This is a genomic window from Pseudomonas sp. HS6-2, assembly GCF_049325675.2.
Taxonomy (GTDB): Bacteria; Pseudomonadota; Gammaproteobacteria; order Pseudomonadales; family Pseudomonadaceae; genus Aquipseudomonas; species Aquipseudomonas putida_N.
Genome location: NZ_CM143906.1, coordinates 506,527 through 522,655, shown reverse-complemented (window position 1 = coordinate 522,655; position 16,129 = coordinate 506,527). Strand labels below are relative to the sequence as shown.

The 16,129-nt window shown below is 62.7% G+C and carries 15 protein-coding genes; 5 read left to right on the top strand and 10 right to left on the bottom strand.

Annotation, left to right across the window (positions count from 1 at the left end; all coding sequences use genetic code 11):
* Positions 1 to 2: 2 nt before the first annotated feature.
* From ACOKS3_RS02370 to tkt, 8 genes are all read right to left on the bottom strand, one after another.
* On the bottom strand, positions 3 to 503 hold the full coding sequence (locus tag ACOKS3_RS02370; RefSeq protein ID WP_103445955.1) for a M48 metallopeptidase family protein: 501 nt from the start codon (positions 501 to 503) through the stop codon (positions 3 to 5).
* A 39-nt stretch (positions 504 to 542) separates the two neighbouring features.
* Positions 543 to 2,663 (bottom strand): putative bifunctional diguanylate cyclase/phosphodiesterase, encoded by a 2,121-nt coding sequence (locus ACOKS3_RS02365; RefSeq protein ID WP_422763785.1) that lies wholly within the window; start codon positions 2,661 to 2,663, stop codon positions 543 to 545.
* 198 nt (positions 2,664 to 2,861) lie between these two features.
* Positions 2,862 to 3,926, bottom strand: a complete 1,065-nt coding sequence (fba, locus tag ACOKS3_RS02360) for a class II fructose-bisphosphate aldolase (protein WP_008093958.1) — start codon at positions 3,924 to 3,926, stop codon at positions 2,862 to 2,864.
* Between the two features lie 100 nt (positions 3,927 to 4,026).
* On the bottom strand, positions 4,027 to 4,356 hold the full coding sequence (locus ACOKS3_RS02355) for an MliC family protein (RefSeq protein ID WP_422763786.1): 330 nt from the start codon (positions 4,354 to 4,356) through the stop codon (positions 4,027 to 4,029).
* Between the two features lie 76 nt (positions 4,357 to 4,432).
* On the bottom strand, positions 4,433 to 4,651 hold the full coding sequence (locus tag ACOKS3_RS02350; protein WP_103446237.1) for a hypothetical protein: 219 nt from the start codon (positions 4,649 to 4,651) through the stop codon (positions 4,433 to 4,435).
* A 32-nt stretch (positions 4,652 to 4,683) separates the two neighbouring features.
* Entirely contained in the window at positions 4,684 to 5,847 is a 1,164-nt protein-coding gene (locus ACOKS3_RS02345; protein WP_422763787.1) for a phosphoglycerate kinase, read from the bottom strand.
* 12 nt (positions 5,848 to 5,859) lie between these two features.
* Positions 5,860 to 6,921 carry an erythrose-4-phosphate dehydrogenase gene (gene epd, locus ACOKS3_RS02340; RefSeq protein ID WP_422763788.1) on the bottom strand — a complete coding sequence of 354 codons (1,062 nt, stop codon included), beginning with the start codon at positions 6,919 to 6,921 and terminating at the stop codon, positions 5,860 to 5,862.
* 151 nt (positions 6,922 to 7,072) lie between these two features.
* Positions 7,073 to 9,070 carry a transketolase gene (tkt, locus tag ACOKS3_RS02335; RefSeq protein ID WP_103445960.1) on the bottom strand — a complete coding sequence of 666 codons (1,998 nt, stop codon included), beginning with the start codon at positions 9,068 to 9,070 and terminating at the stop codon, positions 7,073 to 7,075.
* Between the two features lie 226 nt (positions 9,071 to 9,296).
* On the opposite strand from tkt, the gene ACOKS3_RS02330 reads away from it, so the two are divergent.
* The 4 genes from ACOKS3_RS02330 (at position 9,297) to ACOKS3_RS02315 (ending at position 13,860) form a co-directional block, all read left to right on the top strand.
* On the top strand, positions 9,297 to 10,289 hold the full coding sequence (locus ACOKS3_RS02330) for an ArsR/SmtB family transcription factor (RefSeq protein ID WP_103445961.1): 993 nt from the start codon (positions 9,297 to 9,299) through the stop codon (positions 10,287 to 10,289).
* 19 nt (positions 10,290 to 10,308) lie between these two features.
* Positions 10,309 to 11,499 carry a methionine adenosyltransferase gene (metK, locus tag ACOKS3_RS02325; RefSeq protein ID WP_103445962.1) on the top strand — a complete coding sequence of 397 codons (1,191 nt, stop codon included), beginning with the start codon at positions 10,309 to 10,311 and terminating at the stop codon, positions 11,497 to 11,499.
* 145 nt (positions 11,500 to 11,644) lie between these two features.
* Positions 11,645 to 13,336: an NAD-dependent DNA ligase LigB gene (gene ligB / locus ACOKS3_RS02320; RefSeq protein ID WP_422763789.1), complete on the top strand. Its 1,692-nt coding sequence runs from the start codon at positions 11,645 to 11,647 to the stop codon at positions 13,334 to 13,336.
* Positions 13,337 to 13,467: 131 nt separating this feature from the next.
* Positions 13,468 to 13,860 (top strand): DUF1090 domain-containing protein, encoded by a 393-nt coding sequence (locus ACOKS3_RS02315; RefSeq protein ID WP_103445964.1) that lies wholly within the window; start codon positions 13,468 to 13,470, stop codon positions 13,858 to 13,860.
* Between the two features lie 30 nt (positions 13,861 to 13,890).
* Here the strand turns inward: ACOKS3_RS02315 and ACOKS3_RS02310 are convergent, their stop codons facing one another.
* Positions 13,891 to 14,337: a c-type cytochrome gene (locus ACOKS3_RS02310; protein ID WP_103445965.1), complete on the bottom strand. Its 447-nt coding sequence runs from the start codon at positions 14,335 to 14,337 to the stop codon at positions 13,891 to 13,893.
* A gap of 119 nt (positions 14,338 to 14,456) precedes the next feature.
* Here ACOKS3_RS02310 and mltA point away from each other — a divergent pair, with 119 nt between their 5' ends.
* Positions 14,457 to 15,608: a murein transglycosylase A gene (gene mltA / locus ACOKS3_RS02305; RefSeq protein WP_103445966.1), complete on the top strand. Its 1,152-nt coding sequence runs from the start codon at positions 14,457 to 14,459 to the stop codon at positions 15,606 to 15,608.
* 115 nt (positions 15,609 to 15,723) lie between these two features.
* Here mltA and ACOKS3_RS02300 read toward each other — a convergent pair whose 3' ends face one another.
* Positions 15,724 to 16,110, bottom strand: a complete 387-nt coding sequence (locus ACOKS3_RS02300) for an MAPEG family protein (protein ID WP_422763790.1) — start codon at positions 16,108 to 16,110, stop codon at positions 15,724 to 15,726.
* Between the last annotated feature and the right edge of the window lie 19 nt (positions 16,111 to 16,129).

Below are 16,129 nucleotides of genomic sequence, written 5' to 3'. Positions count from 1 at the left end.
CCTTACAGGTTGCCTGGCAACTCCCGGTAGGTCAGGTAGACGCGCAGGTCGAATTCCAGTTGGTGGTAAGCCGGCTCCATGTGCTGGCAGAGCTGGTAGAACGCCTTGTTGTGATCGCGCTCGCGCAAGTGCGCCAGCTCGTGCACCACGATCATGCGCAGGAACTCGGGCGCCGCCTCCTTGAACAACGAGGCAATGCGGATTTCCTTCTTCGCCTTTAGCTTGCCGCCTTGCACCCGCGAAACCGCGGTATTTAGCCCCAGGGCCCGGTGAGTCAGGTCCAGGCGGTTGTCGAACAGCACCTTGTCCAGGTTGGGTGCACTGCGCAGGTATTGCTGGCGCAGGTCCTGGGCAAAGCCGTACAGCGCCTTGTCGCTCTGCACGTCATGGCGCCCGGGGTAGCGGCGCTGCAGGTACTCGCCCAAGCGGTCGCTGACGATCATCTGCCGCACCTGCTCCTGCAGGTGCGGTGGGTAGGCTTGCAAATAGCGTAATACGGTCATGGCATGGCATTCGGCGTAACGAATGCCGATTCTAGCCAATCACGGCCGCAGCCAGGGAAAAATCGCCGGAAAGCCACTGGCATCAGCCGCCGTCATCGGGTGCGCGACCAGGAAGCCCTGGACGTAAGCGCAACCGTTTGCCTTCAGCCACGCAGCTTGGGCCTCTGTTTCAACCCCCTCAGCGACCACGGTGATGCGGTAATCCGCGCACAACCCGAGGACACTGCGCACCAGCGCACCATCCGCCGCCGAGTCCGGCAGGCGTGCCACCAGATGGCGGTCCAGCTTCAACGTGTCGATGGGCAAGTCACGCAACATGCGCAGCGAACAGTCGCCCGCACCGAAATCGTCCAGCGCCACGCGCACGCCCAGTTCACGCAGGCGGTGAATCTGCTTGATCGCCGTGTCGATGTTGTACATGAGCGAGGTCTCGGCAACCTCGACCTCCAGTTGCGCCGGGTCGAGCTGGTAATCCTGAATCACCCGCTGCAGCTCCTCGACCAGGTTGGGCATGGTGAACTGCGCGCGGCTCAGGCTGATACCCAACACCAGTTCCGGGTCGAAACGCTGGCACCAGGCCTGGCGTTGGGCGGCACCCTGGCGGTAGATGCAGCTGGCCAGGCGGTTGATCAGCCGTGCCTCTTCCAGCAATGGGATAAACAGCCCGGGCGGCACGTCGCCAACGCTGGGGTGCTGCCAGCGCAACAAGGCTTCGAAGCCCCGTAGCTGGCCATCGGCGAAAGCCACCTGGGGTTGGTACACAAGGCTGAAATCCTGGGCCTCGACGGCATTGCGCACGCTGTCTTCAAGCATCAGCCGTGAGCGCGCACGGCCATTGAGTTCCTGATCATAGAAGCGATACTGCTGGCGACCGGCCTGCTTGGCCGCATACATCGCCGTATCGGCGGCGCGCAGCAGGCCTTCGACATTGCCGCCACAGTCGGGGTAGGTGGCAATACCGATGCTGACACCCAGGCACACATCCATGCCTTCCACCTGCTGCTGGATCGACACCCGCTCAAGCAGTTTCTCGGCATGGCGCCCGGCCTGTTCCGGATAGGGCAGGCCGTCGAACAATGCGGTGAATTCATCGCCCCCCATGCGCGCCAGCAGCGCCTCGCTACCCAGGCAGTCCTTCATCTGTTCGGCCACCCAGTTCAGCACCCGGTCACCGGCTTCGTGGCCCAGCGAGTCGTTGATCCGCTTGAAACCGTCCAGGTCCATGTACATCAGGGCCTGGACCTTGTTCGAGCGCTCGCCGCGCAACAATACGCCTTCCGCAGCCTGGTAGAAGCCGCGGCGGTTGAGCAGCCCGGTCAATGGGTCGGTCACTGCCTGGTACTCGAGCTGCTGGTGAAGGTTGCGCTCCACCGACATGTCCAGCACCGTCACCACCATGGCCTGCTGCTCCGCTGGTAACGGTGCACAGGACAGCGCCACGGGCACCAGCTCACTACTCGGGATACGTAGATGGGCATCATGAACGCGCACGATCTGCCGGGTGAGATAGGCGTTGTGGAACTCGGATTCGCTCCACAGGGTGGCATTGGCCAACTGCAGCAAATCGAGCAGATGCCCCCCCTGCAGTTGCTCGACGGGGCTGTGCATCAAACGCGAGATCGCCGGATTGGCGAAACTGATGACGCCCTCGGCATCGACCACCAGGATGCCTTCGGCGGCATTTTCCAGGATTGAGGCATTGAACGCCCGGGCGGTCTCCAGTTCACGGGTCAAGCGCTGCAGCATGCGCCGGTTGCGCTGCTGGTCCAGCTGCGCCTGTACCTTGGGCTTGAGAATCTGTGGATCGAACGGTTTGAACAGGTAGTCCACCGCACCGCTGGCGTAGCCCTTGAGCACGGCGGCATCGGACTGCTCATTGGCGGTGAGGAAGATGATCGGAGTCAGCCGGGTTCGTTGACTGCCGCGCATCAGGCGGGCGACCTCGAAGCCGTCCATTTCGGGCATCTGCACATCGAGCAGGACCAGATCGACCTCGTGTTCGAGTAACGTACCCAGGGCTTCCATCCCCGAGCTCGCTGTCAGCACGAGCCAATCATTACGCGCCAGCAAGGCCCGCATGCTAATGAGATTTTCCGGGTAATCGTCTACTACCAGTAGAACCGATTTGCCATCCAGTGGTTGAGGGTAAGCGCCATCCATGCTGCTTCTCTTATTTGACCGACTTCGACTAGCTATTGGATCCGATTGATACTCTAGACCTGCGATTGCGACAAGCAATGCAATCAGATCGCTATCAGTGAATAAGTTTCACGTTAGCCGACTAACGGTTGCCTTGCAGCATTTTCGACACATAAAAAACCCGCATCGCTGCGGGTTTCTCATGGCTGCACCTGTGGATCAGTTGACCTTGGCGGCCAGCTCACCCTTCAGATAGCGCTGGAACATGCCTTCCAGGGAGATCGGCTTGATCTTGGAGGCATTGCCGGCGGTACCGAACGCTTCGTAACGGGCGATGCACACGTCACGCATGGCTTTGACGGTCTCACCGAAGAACTTGCGCGGGTCGAACTCGCTCGGATTCTGTGCCATCAGGCGGCGCATGGCACCGGTGGACGCCAGGCGCAGGTCGGTGTCGATGTTGACCTTGCGCACGCCGTGCTTGATGCCTTCGACGATCTCTTCGACCGGTACGCCGTAGGTCTCTTTGATGTCGCCACCGTACTGGTTGATGATCGCCAGCCACTCTTGCGGCACCGAAGAAGAACCATGCATCACCAGGTGGGTGTTAGGGATGCGCTTGTGGATTTCCTTGATGCGGTCGATGGCCAGCACGTCACCGGTAGGCGGCTTGGTGAACTTGTAGGCACCGTGGCTGGTGCCGATGGCGATGGCCAGGGCGTCGACCTGGGTCTTCTTGACGAAGTCGGCGGCTTCTTCCGGGTCGGTCAGCATCTGGCTGTGGTCCAGCACGCCTTCGGCACCGATGCCGTCTTCTTCACCGGCCATGCCGGTTTCCAGCGAACCCAGGCAGCCCAGCTCGCCTTCTACCGAAACGCCACAGGCGTGGGCCATGGCCACGGTCTGTTGGGTAACGCGGACGTTGTACTCGTAGTCGGTCGGGGTCTTGCCGTCTTCGCCCAGCGAGCCGTCCATCATCACCGAGCTGAAGCCCAGCTGGATCGAGCGCTGGCAGACGTCAGGGCTGGTGCCGTGGTCCTGGTGCATGCACACCGGGATGTGCGGGAATTCTTCGATGGCGGCCAGAATCAAGTGGCGCAGGAATGGGGCACCGGCGTATTTGCGGGCACCTGCCGAAGCCTGGACGATCACTGGGGAGTCGGTCTTGTCGGCCGCTTCCATGATGGCGCGCATCTGCTCGAGGTTGTTGACGTTGAAAGCCGGAACGCCGTAACCGAACTCGGCGGCGTGGTCCAGCATCTGGCGCATGCTAATGAGTGCCATTGTGTATCTCTCTCCCGACAAGCGTCGTTTGTTTCGTGCAAGCCTGCCGCAGGGGCGGTTGCTGTTCAAGTAGTGTGGGCCGCCTGTGCGGCCCGGCCAGTCACGGTGCCTTGCAGCCCCGCCCAATCAGATCGTTGGTTGCCACCCAGTACACCAGGCCTTCTTCGCCCTTGGTGTGGAAGGCCAGCACGCCATTGCTGTACAACGCGCCAGAGGCGCCCGGCTCGGCCTTGAGCCGATAGACCTGGTCACCGCCGCCGAGGCGCACGTCAACCTGGTCCCGTTGTGCATCAGCGAATCGCCACAGCACTTCGGCCTGGGTGTCACAGACCCAGCGGGTCCAGTTGTCCGCCGGGGCGGAAGGTGCAGGCTGCATCAGCGAGCATCCTGCCAGTATCGCCAGGGCCATCGAGGCCAGCAGCGCTTTCATTACATATCCTCTAGATGACCACACAGCGGGCGCTTGGTTGCCTGCCCCGACGAAACGCTTGATTCCGTCGTTCTCTTCAAGGGCAACCCGGCGCTTGGTGCTGGTGTTCTTCGTCGTACTTCTCCAGGCCCTGCGGGCCGACGCGCTTGCTGATGACCGGCACGGTCTCGGCCTGCCACTCGGACTGGTAGCAACCGCCCTTGGGCGGCTGCGCCGGGTCGGCATCCGAAGACGGACCGCTGGAGCAAGCGCCCAGCAGGCCGGCCAGGATCATCACAGGCAATTGCTTGACCATCAGGTCGCTCCCTTTGCCAGGCGCCGCCATTGTCAGGCTTTTGCCCGCTCTTCCAGGATCGCCACGGCTGGCAGCACTTTGCCTTCGACGAACTCGAGGAAAGCACCGCCACCGGTAGAAATGTAGGAGATTTCCTTGCTGACGCCATATTTGTCGATGGCAGCCAGGGTATCGCCACCACCGGCGATGGAGAACGCAGCGCTCTCAGCGATGGCCTTGGCCAGCACCTTTGTGCCGTTGCCGAACTGATCGAACTCGAACACGCCAACCGGGCCGTTCCACAGGATGGTCTTCGACGACTTCAGCAGCTCGGCGAAATTGGCTGCGGTCTCCGGACCAATGTCCAGGATCATGTCATCGGCGGCTACGTCGGCGATGGCCTTGACGGTGGCTTCGGCGTCTTCGGCAAAGGCCTTGGCAACCACCACGTCGACGGGCAGTGGCACGCTGACCTTGGCGGCGATGGCCTTGGCGGTGTCGACCAGGTCAGGCTCGTACAGCGACTTGCCGACCGGGTGGCCGGCAGCGGCGAGGAAGGTGTTGGCGATGCCGCCACCGACGATCAGCTGGTCGCAGACGCTGCTCAGGCTGTTCAGTACGTCCAGCTTGGTCGACACCTTGGAGCCGGCGACGATGGCCGCCATCGGCTTGGCCGGGGCTTTCAGGGCCTTGCCGAGGGCGTCCAGTTCTGCTGCCAGCAGCGGGCCAGCGGCAGCGACCTTGGCGAACTTGGCGACGCCATGGGTCGAGCCCTCAGCGCGGTGAGCGGAGCCGAAAGCGTCCATGACGAACACGTCGCACAGAGCGGCGTACTTCTGTGCCAGCTCGTCGGCGTTCTTCTTCTCGCCCTTGTTGAAGCGCACGTTCTCGAACAGCACCAGATCACCCGTGTTGACCTGAACACCGTCCAGATAGTCGGCAACCAGCGGCACTTCGCGGCCCAGGGCCTTGCTCAGGTAGTCGGCGACAGGTTTGAGGCTGTTCTCGGCAGAGAATTCGCCTTCGGTCGGGCGACCCAGGTGCGAGCAGACCATTACCGCCGCACCCTTTTCCAGGGCCAGCTTGATGGTCGGCAGCGCTGCCAGGATACGCGCATCGCTGGTTACCACACCGTCCTTCACAGGTACGTTGAGGTCTTCGCGGATCAGTACGCGCTTACCTTGCAGGTCGAGGTCGGTCATCTTCAACACGGTCATGAATGCAGTCCTTCAGGGCTGTTTGCTGCGGGTTGGGTGGACGACGTGCAGATAGTGTTCGGCAACGTCGAGCATACGGTTGGCGAACCCCCATTCGTTGTCGAACCAAGCCAGCAGGTTCACCAGGCGTGGGCCTGAGACGCGGGTCTGGCTGGCATCGACGATGGCCGAATGCGGGTCGTGGTTGAAATCACAGCTGGCGTGAGGCAGCTCGGTGTAGGCCAGCAGGCCTTTGAGCGGGCCGCTCTGCGCTGCCTCGCGAAGCACCCGATTGACCTCGGCCGCGCTGGTGTCGCGGGTGGTCTGCAGGGTGATGTCCAAGCACGAGACGTTGACGGTCGGCACGCGTACCGCTTTGGCCTGAATTCGCCCGGCAAGTTCCGGAAGCAGGCGTTCGATACCGCGCGCCAGGCCAGTAGACACCGGGATCACCGATTGGAAGGCCGAGCGCGTGCGACGCAGGTCTTCATGGTGGTAGGCATCGATCACCGGCTGGTCGTTCATCGCTGAGTGGATGGTGGTGATCTGCACGTACTCGATGCCAAATGCCTGGTCCAGCACGCGCAGCAGCGGTACGCCGCAGTTTGTGGTGCAGGAGGCGTTGGACACCAGACGTTCGTTACCTGTCAGGCAATCCTGGTTGATGCCGTAGACTACGGTGGCGTCGACATCGGCCTCGCTAGCCATGGGCTGCGAGAACAAGACGCGCGGCGCACCGGCATCGAGGAAGCGCTGGCCATCGGCGCGGGTGTGGTAGACACCGGAGCACTCCAGCACCAGGTCGACATTCAGGGCGGACCAGTCGACGCCTTCAGGCGTGGCGCTGCGCATGACTCTCACGCAGTCGCCATTGATGTGCAGACAGTCGCCGTCGACCTTCACCTCGCCGGGGAAACGCCCGTGGGTGGAATCGAAGCGTGTCAGGTATTCGATGCTGGCCTGATCGGCCAGGTCGTTCAGCGCAACGATCTCGAAACCGGCCTTTGCCCCCCGCTCGAACAGTGCGCGCAGGACACAGCGGCCGATGCGGCCGTAACCGTTGAGTGCAACTTTGTAGGGACGCAGGTGAGGCATAGGTAGCTCGTGAACTCCGGCGGTTGAACGGGGCCGCCATGCGGCCCATTCGCGGCACAAGGCCGCTCCCACAAGGACCGCAGTGCAAGCGGACCCTGTGGGAGCGGCCTTGCGCCGCGAGCGAGGGCCCAAGGCCCTCGCCTTGCCTGTATCAGTCTTCCAGCAGCTCTTCGGCGGTGCCCAGGATATTCTCCAGGGTGAAGCCGAATTCCTCGAACAGTGCAGCGGCCGGAGCCGACTCGCCGTAGGTGGTCATGCCAATGATACGACCTTCAAGGCCGACGTACTTGTACCAGAAGTCCGCGTGAGCGGCTTCGATAGCGATGCGCGCAGCGACTTCGACCGGTAGTACCGACTGCTTGTAGGCAGCATCCTGGGCATCGAACACGCTGGTGCAAGGCATGGAAACCACGCGTACCTTGCGGCCCTGCTCGGTCAGCTTGGCGTGCGCCTGAACGGCCAGGCCCACTTCCGAACCGGTGGCGATCAGGATCAGCTCAGGCTCGCCAGCGCAATCCTTGAGCACGTAGCCGCCGCGGCTGATGTCAGCGATCTGCTGGGCGTCGCGCTCCTGGTGCTGCAGGTTCTGACGCGAGAAGATCAGCGCCGATGGGCCGTCCTTGCGCTCCAGGGCGTTTTTCCAGGACACGGCCGATTCGACCGCGTCGGCTGGGCGCCAGGTGTCCAGGTTCGGCGTGCTGCGCAGGCTGGTCAGCTGCTCGATCGGCTGGTGAGTCGGGCCGTCTTCGCCCAGGCCGATGGAGTCGTGGGTGTAGACGTGGATCACGCGCTGCTTCATCAGCGCCGACATGCGCACGGCATTACGGGCGTATTCCATGAACATCAGGAAGGTCGCGCCGTAAGGTACCAGGCCACCGTGCAGGGCAACGCCGTTCATGATCGCGGTCATGCCGAACTCACGCACGCCGTAGAACACGTAGTTGCCGCTGGCATCGTTGGCCTCGACGCCCTTGCAGCCTTTCCACAGGGTCAGGTTGGAGCCGGCCAGGTCAGCCGAACCGCCGAGGAACTCAGGCAGCATCGGGCCGAAGGCATTCAGCGCGTTCTGGCTGGCCTTGCGGCTGGCGATGGTTTCACCTTTGGCGGCCACTTCATTGATGTAGGCCTGGGCCTTCTCGCTGAAGTCAGCCGGCAGCTCGCCGCTGTCACGGCGCTTGAACTCAGCAGCCAGCTCCGGGTAGGCCTTGGCGTAGGCGTCGAAACGCTGGTTCCAGTCGGCTTCGGCCTTGGCGCCGGCAGCCTTGGCATCCCACTCGGCGTAGATGTCGGCCGGGATTTCGAACGGACCGTGGTTCCAGTTCAGTTCCTTGCGGGCCAGGGCGATTTCGTCGTTGCCCAGCGGTGCGCCGTGGCAGTCTTCCTTACCCTGCTTGTTCGGCGAGCCGAAACCGATGATGGTCTTGCAGCAGATCAGGGTCGGACGGTCGCTCTTGCGCGCGGTCTCGATGGCCATCTTGATTTCATCGGCATCATGGCCGTTGACGTTACGGATGACCTGCCAGTTATAGGCTTCAAAACGCGCCGGGGTGTTGTCGGTGAACCAGCCGTGGACTTCGCCGTCGATGGAGATGCCGTTGTCGTCGTAGAAAGCGATCAGCTTGTTCAGGCCCAGGGTGCCGGCCAGCGAGGCGACTTCGTGGGAGATACCTTCCATCATGCAGCCGTCGCCGAGGAACACGTAGGTGTTGTGGTCGACGATGGTGTGGCCGTCACGGTTGAACTGGGCCGCCAGGACTTTTTCCGCCAGGGCGAAGCCCACGGCGTTGGCGATACCCTGACCGAGCGGGCCGGTGGTGGTTTCGACGCCTGGGGTGTAGCCGTACTCCGGGTGGCCCGGGGTGCGGCTGTGCAGCTGGCGGAAGCCTTTGATGTCATCGATGGTGACATCGTAGCCGGTCAGGTGCAGCAGCGAATAGATGAGCATCGAGCCGTGGCCGTTGGACAGCACGAAGCGGTCACGGTCAGCGAACTTCGGGTTGCTCGGGTTGTGCTTCATGTAGTCGCGCCAAAGCACTTCGGCGATATCCGCCATGCCCATGGGGGCACCTGGGTGGCCGCTGTTGGCCTTTTGCACGGCATCCATGCTGAGGGCACGAATGGCGTTGGCACGTTCACGACGGCTGGGCATCGCTTATCTCCTGGGGCTTGAATAGGTGGTGTCACGAAAAAGGCGGCCATTTTCGCCCACTGCGGGGGCCGGGGGCAATCACGGATGGTCGCAGTTGGGGGATTTTCCTGTGATTGGCCTCCATAACGGCGAAAAATCCGCCAGCGTCACCCGCCCATCAGGCAATATCAAAACTTTTTGATATTGACCTTGCGGGGGCAGCCCTGCCTGTCTAGACTGCCGCCCCATGAACCTCCGTGCGCAACCGATCCCTCAGCAAAGCGATACACTGGCCGCCCTGTGCAAGGCCAGTGGCGACGAGCTGCGCCTGAACGTGTTGCGTGCCCTGGCCAGTGATTCGTTCGGCGTGCTGGAGCTGGCGCAGATCTTCGACGTCGGCCAGTCGGGCATGAGCCACCACCTCAAGGTGCTGGCCCAGGCCGAGTTGGTTGCCACGCGGCGTGAAGGCAATGCGATCTTCTACCGTCGCGCGCTGCCCGATGGCCAGCGCTTCGGTGGGCGCCTGCACATGGCCCTGCTCGATGAGGTCGACGACCTGACCTTGCCGGAGGATGTTCAGGCCCGCATCGCCCAGGTGCAGCAACGCCGCGCCGCCACCAGCCAGGACTTCTTCTTGCGTGTGGAAGAAAAGTTCCGCGCCCAGCAAGACCTCATCGCCGGCTTGCCGCAGTACCGCGAAAGCCTGCTGGCACTGCTCGACAAGCTGAACTTCGCCTCGACCGCCAGCGCGCTGGAAGTCGGCCCAGGCGATGGCGGCTTCCTGCCAGACCTGGCACGGCGCTTCGCCCAAGTCACGGCCCTGGACAACAGCCCGACCATGCTCGAGCTGGCGCGCCAGGTCTGCGAACGCGAACGCCTGGGTAACGTATACCTGCAGTTGGCCGATGCACTGGGTGCAACGGATGTGGAAGCCGACTGCGTTGTGCTGAACATGGTCCTGCACCATTTCAGCGACCCGGCCCTGGCCCTGCGCCAGCTGGCCAAACGGGTGAAGGCAGGCGGCAGCCTGCTGGTCACCGAACTGTGCAGCCATGACCAGGGTTGGGCGCGGGAAGCCTGCGGCGACCTCTGGCTGGGCTTCGAACAGGACGACCTGGCCCGTTGGGCCACAGCAGCCGGGCTGGCCCCCGGGGATAGCCTCTATGTGGGCTTGCGTAACGGTTTCCAGATACAGGTCCGCCACTTTCAGCGGACGACTGGCGACACTCACCATCGGTAAATTTTAGGAACCCGTCGAGATGAGCGAATACTCCCTTTTCACCTCCGAGTCCGTGTCCGAAGGGCATCCGGACAAGATCGCCGACCAGATTTCGGACGCGGTCCTTGATGCCATCATCACCCAGGACAAGTACGCCCGCGTAGCGTGCGAAACCCTGGTCAAGACCGGTGTCGCCATCATCGCCGGCGAAGTCACCACCTCCGCCTGGGTCGACCTGGAAGAGCTGGTGCGCAAGGTCATCATCGACATCGGCTACAACAGCTCCGACGTCGGCTTCGACGGCGCCACCTGCGCCGTGATGAACATCATCGGCAAGCAGTCGGTGGACATCGCCCAGGGCGTCGACCGCTCCAAGCCGGAAGACCAGGGTGCGGGTGACCAAGGCCTGATGTTCGGCTACGCCAGCAACGAAACCGACGTACTGATGCCAGCGCCGATCTGCTTCTCGCACCGCCTGGTCGAGCGCCAGGCCGAAGCGCGCAAGTCCGGCCTGCTGCCGTGGCTGCGCCCTGACGCCAAGTCGCAGGTCACCTGCCGTTACGAGAACGGCAAGGTCGTCGGTATCGACGCGGTTGTCCTGTCGACCCAGCACAACCCTGAGGTCTCGCTGAAAGACCTGCAGGAAGCCGTAATGGAGCTGATCGTCAAGCACACCCTGCCGGCCGAACTGCTGCACAAAGGCACCCAGTTCCACATCAACCCGACCGGCAACTTCATCATCGGTGGCCCGGTGGGCGACTGCGGCCTGACCGGCCGCAAGATCATCGTCGACTCCTACGGCGGCATGGCCCGGCACGGTGGCGGCGCGTTCTCCGGCAAGGACCCGTCCAAGGTCGACCGTTCCGCCGCCTACGCCGGCCGCTACGTGGCCAAGAACATCGTTGCCGCCGGCCTGGCCGAGCGCTGCGAGATCCAGGTGTCCTACGCCATCGGCGTGGCCCAGCCGACCTCCATCTCGATCAACACCTTCGGCACCGGCAAGGTTTCCGACGACAAGATCATCCAGATCGTGCGCGAGTGCTTCGACCTGCGCCCGTACGCCATCACCAAGATGCTCGACCTGCTGCACCCGATGTACCAGGAAACCGCTGCCTACGGCCACTTCGGCCGCGAGCCGCAGCAGAAGACCGTCGGCGACGACACCTTCACCACCTTCACCTGGGAACGCACCGACCGCGCCCAGGCGCTGCGTGACGCTGCCGGCCTGTAATTTTCCTACAGCGGTAAATGAAAGCCCCTGCCGGGTGATCGGCAGGGGCTTTTTTTGTGACATATCGGCTGACAACTGCGCGGCACAACGCTCGCTTGCGTTGCCTAGGCTGAGGCTTCCCCTCTGCCAAGCAAGGATGCTGGCCATGCCATTAGTGCTCATGTTCCTGCTCGCTCTATCGTTCAACGCGCAAGCCGCTGACTGCCCAACCTGGTCAGTCGAGCGGGCTCGCACAGAAGTCACCCGCCTGCGCGCGACAGTTAGCCAATGGGATGACCACTACCATCGCCTGGGCAAGTCCCTGGTGCCCGATGCGGTCTATGACCAGAGCCGGCAACGCTTGCTGCACCTGCAAGGGTGTTTCTCACTGCAGAGCGAGCTGGATTCACTGGCCAGCGCACGCGGGCCGATTGCCCACCCGATCCCACACACCGGCGTCGACAAGCTGCCGGATGAACAGGCCGTGAGCCAGTGGATGGCCGGCAAGACAGGTGTCTGGCTACAACCGAAGGTCGATGGCGTCGCGGTGACCCTGGTTTATCAGCAAGGCAGCCTGACCCAACTGCTCAGCAGGGGTGACGGCACCCACGGGCATGACTGGAGCCGGCATATCAAGGTTCTGGAAGGCATCAACCGGCAATTGCCAAGCTCACTGGACCTGATCCTGCAAGGCGAGCTGTACCTGCGCCTGGATGACCATGTGCAGGCACGCAACGGTAGCGCCAACGCCCGCGCCACCGTAGCGGGGTTGTTGGCGCGCAAGCAGCTGGCCCGTGAACAAGGCGCAGATATTGCGCTGTTTGTCTGGGACTGGCCGCAAGGGCCGAACGATCAGGGCGAGCGTGTGGCCCGGCTCGCTGCACTGGGTTTCCCCGACAGCCAGCGCTACAGCGTGGCCATCGGCAGTGCTGGCGAAGCTGCACACTGGCGCCAGCACTGGTATCGCTCTGCCCTGCCCTTCGCCACGGACGGAGTGATCCTGCGCCAGAACACGCGGCCATCCGCTGCGCGCTGGCAGACCAATGCACCTTACTGGATCGCAGCCTGGAAGCATCCCTTTGCCCAGGTATTGAGCGAAGTGCGTGACGTGCACTTTCGCATCGGTCGCACAGGCCGAATCACACCGGTCCTGAAGCTGCAGCCGGTACAACTCGACGACCGCCGTGTTACCCAGGTGAGCCTGGGCTCCCTGGCTCGCTGGCAGGCACTCGATATTCGCCCGGGGGACCAGGTAGCCATCAGCCTGGCGGGGTTGACCATCCCGCGCTTCGAGCAGGTTGTGCACCGCGCCATCGAGCGCCAAGACTTGACGGTTCCTGCGTTGGATCAATACGGCGCCTTGACCTGCTGGCAAGCTGTTGAAAACTGCGAAGAGCAATTCATTGCTCGCCTCACCTGGCTCAGTGGCAAACATGGCCTGGCCATGCCGGGCACCGGGCGCGGAACTTGGCGACGGCTGGTACAGGCCGGGCTGGTAACGTCGCTGACCGACTGGCTTGAGCTGGACGCCAAGCTACTGGCCCAGTTGCCTGGCATCAGCGATACCAGCGCCAGGCGCTTGCAACGAAGCTTCGAGGCTGGCCGCGCCAGACCTTTCGACCAGTGGATCACCGGTCTTGGCGTGCCGATACCACGCAATCTGCCAATCGAGGACGACTGGGCGACCCTCGCCCGGCGCTCAGCCGCTGAATGGCAAGCCCTGCCCGGCATTGGCGCAATCCGTGCCAGCCAACTACAAGCATTTTTTGCGGCTGAGCACGTGCAGGCCCTGGCTCAAAAGCTGAGCGAAAGCGGCATCCAGGGGTTTCCTGCCGCTGCCACCCGCGTGAGGCAATGAGTTATAACAAAAACTGTTGTAGGAAAATGCCTGGATTGTTCCAGAAATATCCAACAAGGGTTCCTAAATCGTCAAAAGCAAGGCAGGATTTGCCCCATCTTTTGCTGCCCCGCCCCCTCAAGGAGGCTTTGATGAAATTGATTTCCACCTTGGCGCTGCTGACCACGCTTGGTCTCTCTGCCGGCGTCACCCAAGCCGCCCAACCCGAAGAAGGCCTGACCGGTTGCGCCGCCAAGCGCAGTGCCATCGAGAACCAGCTGAAAATCGCCCGCGACCACGGCAACAGTGATCAGGTGGCAGGGCTTGAGGAAGCACTGCGTGGCGTTGACAATTGCACCGACGCCAGCCTGCGCAAAGAGCGCGAGCAGAAAGTGCTCGATGCCCGCCATGAAGTGGCACAGCGCGAGAAAGACCTGAAGAAGGCCGAGAAAAAAGGCGACGCGGAAAAGATCAACAAGCGCAAGGACAAGCTTGCCGAGTCCCGTAAAGAGCTGCAGGAAGCCGTGGACGACCTGGACCGTTGATCCTTGCTGATCGCCTGTTGACGCAGGCGATCAATGATTGCGGAATTCGTTATGGCACGCCTTGCACGCCGCCTCGACCTTGTCCATCGGTGCCTTCAATTGCGCCGCGTCCAATGGCTGGGTCCGCGTCACGTCGACCAATTCGCCGGTCACACCTTCCAGTTGCCGGGCAAGGTCATGGAAATGCGCCTGCCGCTCCCACACCTCCGGCCGTGCGCTACTGTCGCCCTCATCCCGCACCTGCGGAAAATGCTGCCACGGCGCATGGGCAAGGCCATCAAGCTTCAACGCACCATCGGCGAACTTCACCCCGTCGAAGGGCAAGCGCCCGCGCAACATGCCACCCAGGTCTTCGCTGGTCTTGAGCATGTCCTTGAAGATTGCCTTGCGCTTGCCCAGCGGCGAGTTGGGGTCGACCCGGTCACAGGCAGTCAGGGCAAGGGCAGCCAGCAGTACTACGGTCAATCGCTTGAACATCACGGTCACTTCAGCCTACGCAAAGGGGCGGCCAGTATCGCCGCCCGCCAGGCAAAGACCAATAGCCACATAAAATACAAGGGCGAATATTCATGTTCGCCAGCCACAGGTACCCACTGATGAAATCTGCCCTGCGCCATCTGGCCTGGACACTCCCGGCACTCGCCCTGCTGGCCGGCTGCAACGGCGGCGAAAACGCCAAGCCCGAGCCTCATGCCATCGCCACCTATGCCCCGGCCACCTGGAAAGACCTGCCTGCGGTCAGCGATGAAGACTTGCTGGCCGGCTTCTACGCCTGGCGCAACGGCTGCGAAAAACTCAAACGCGACCCGGTGTGGGCCGCCACCTGCGAAGCGGCCGGCAGCGACACAGCGAGCGCCACCCAGGTGCGCACGTTCCTTGAGCAGAACCTGCAGGTGTATGGCCTGCGTTCCGCCGACAACAACGCCAACGGCCTGATCACCGGCTATTACGAACCGGTCTACCCCGGCAGCTTGAAGCGTACTGAAGCGGCGCACGTGGCGGTTTATGGCGTACCCGATGACATGATCGTGGTCGACCTGGCCAGCGTGTACCCCGAACTTAAAGGCAAGCGCCTGCGTGGCCGCCTGGACGGTCGCGTGCTCAAACCTTACGACACTGCCGAGGTGATCAGCCGCGATGGGGTCAAGGCACCCGTGCTGGCCTGGCTGACCGATCCGATGGACCTGCAGTTCCTGCAGATTCAGGGCTCAGGCAGAATCCAGCTGGAAGATGGCCGCCAGCTTCGGCTGGGCTATGCCGACCAGAACGGCCACCCCTACCGGCCAATCGGCCGCTGGCTGGTGGAACAAGGCCAGTTGAAAAAAGAAGACGTGACCATGGGCAGCATTCACGCCTGGGCCATGGCCAACCCGCAGCGCGTGCCGGAACTGCTGGCCAGCAACCCTAGCTATGTGTTCTTCAGTGCCCGCCCGGACAGCAACGAAGGGCCGCGTGGCTCATTGAACGTGCCGCTGACAGCGGGCTACAGCGTGGCCATCGACCGCAAAGTGATCCCGCTGGGCAGCTTGTTGTGGCTGTCGACCACGCGCCCCGACGGCACGCCGGTGGTACGTCCGGTGGGGGCTCAGGATACGGGCGGAGCAATTGCCGGCGAAGTGCGTGCCGACCTGTTCTGGGGCACTGGGCCGGCGGCTGGCGAACTGGCCGGGAACATGAAGCAGCAGGGGCAGATCTGGATGCTCTGGCCCAAGGGCAAACCGTTGCCTGAGGTGCCCAAGGTTCTTTGAAGACCGAGCCGCCTGCTTCGCGGGACAAGCCCGCTCCTACAGGTATCGCGCAAGCCGTCGATCCTGCGCTTTACCCGTAGGAGCGGGCTTGTCCCGCGAAGCAGGCGACTCGATATCAGATGGAAACCACAAAGAACGCCACGATAATCGCCAACCCGGCAAACCATACCAGCGAGCGCAACGCCGCCCAGTCCGCCAAATAGCAGATGATGTAGAGCAGGCGGCTGGTGATATACATCACACCCAGCACATCCTGGGTCACCTGTTCGGCATTACCGACGATATCTGCCACCAGCACCGCCGCTGCAAATGCCGGAAAAGCCTCGTAGCTATTCTGCTGGGCGACATGCGCACGGCGCGGCAAGCCCGACAGCGTGTCGAGGAAGGCGCGCGGGTCATAGTTGTCCTTGAGCCCGAAGCGGCCGCTCGACACTTTAGCGATCAATGCGCACAGCGGCGCCAGAAACAACGCGATGAGAATGCACCACAGGGCAACGGTCATGGACAGGACTCCTTGTTCG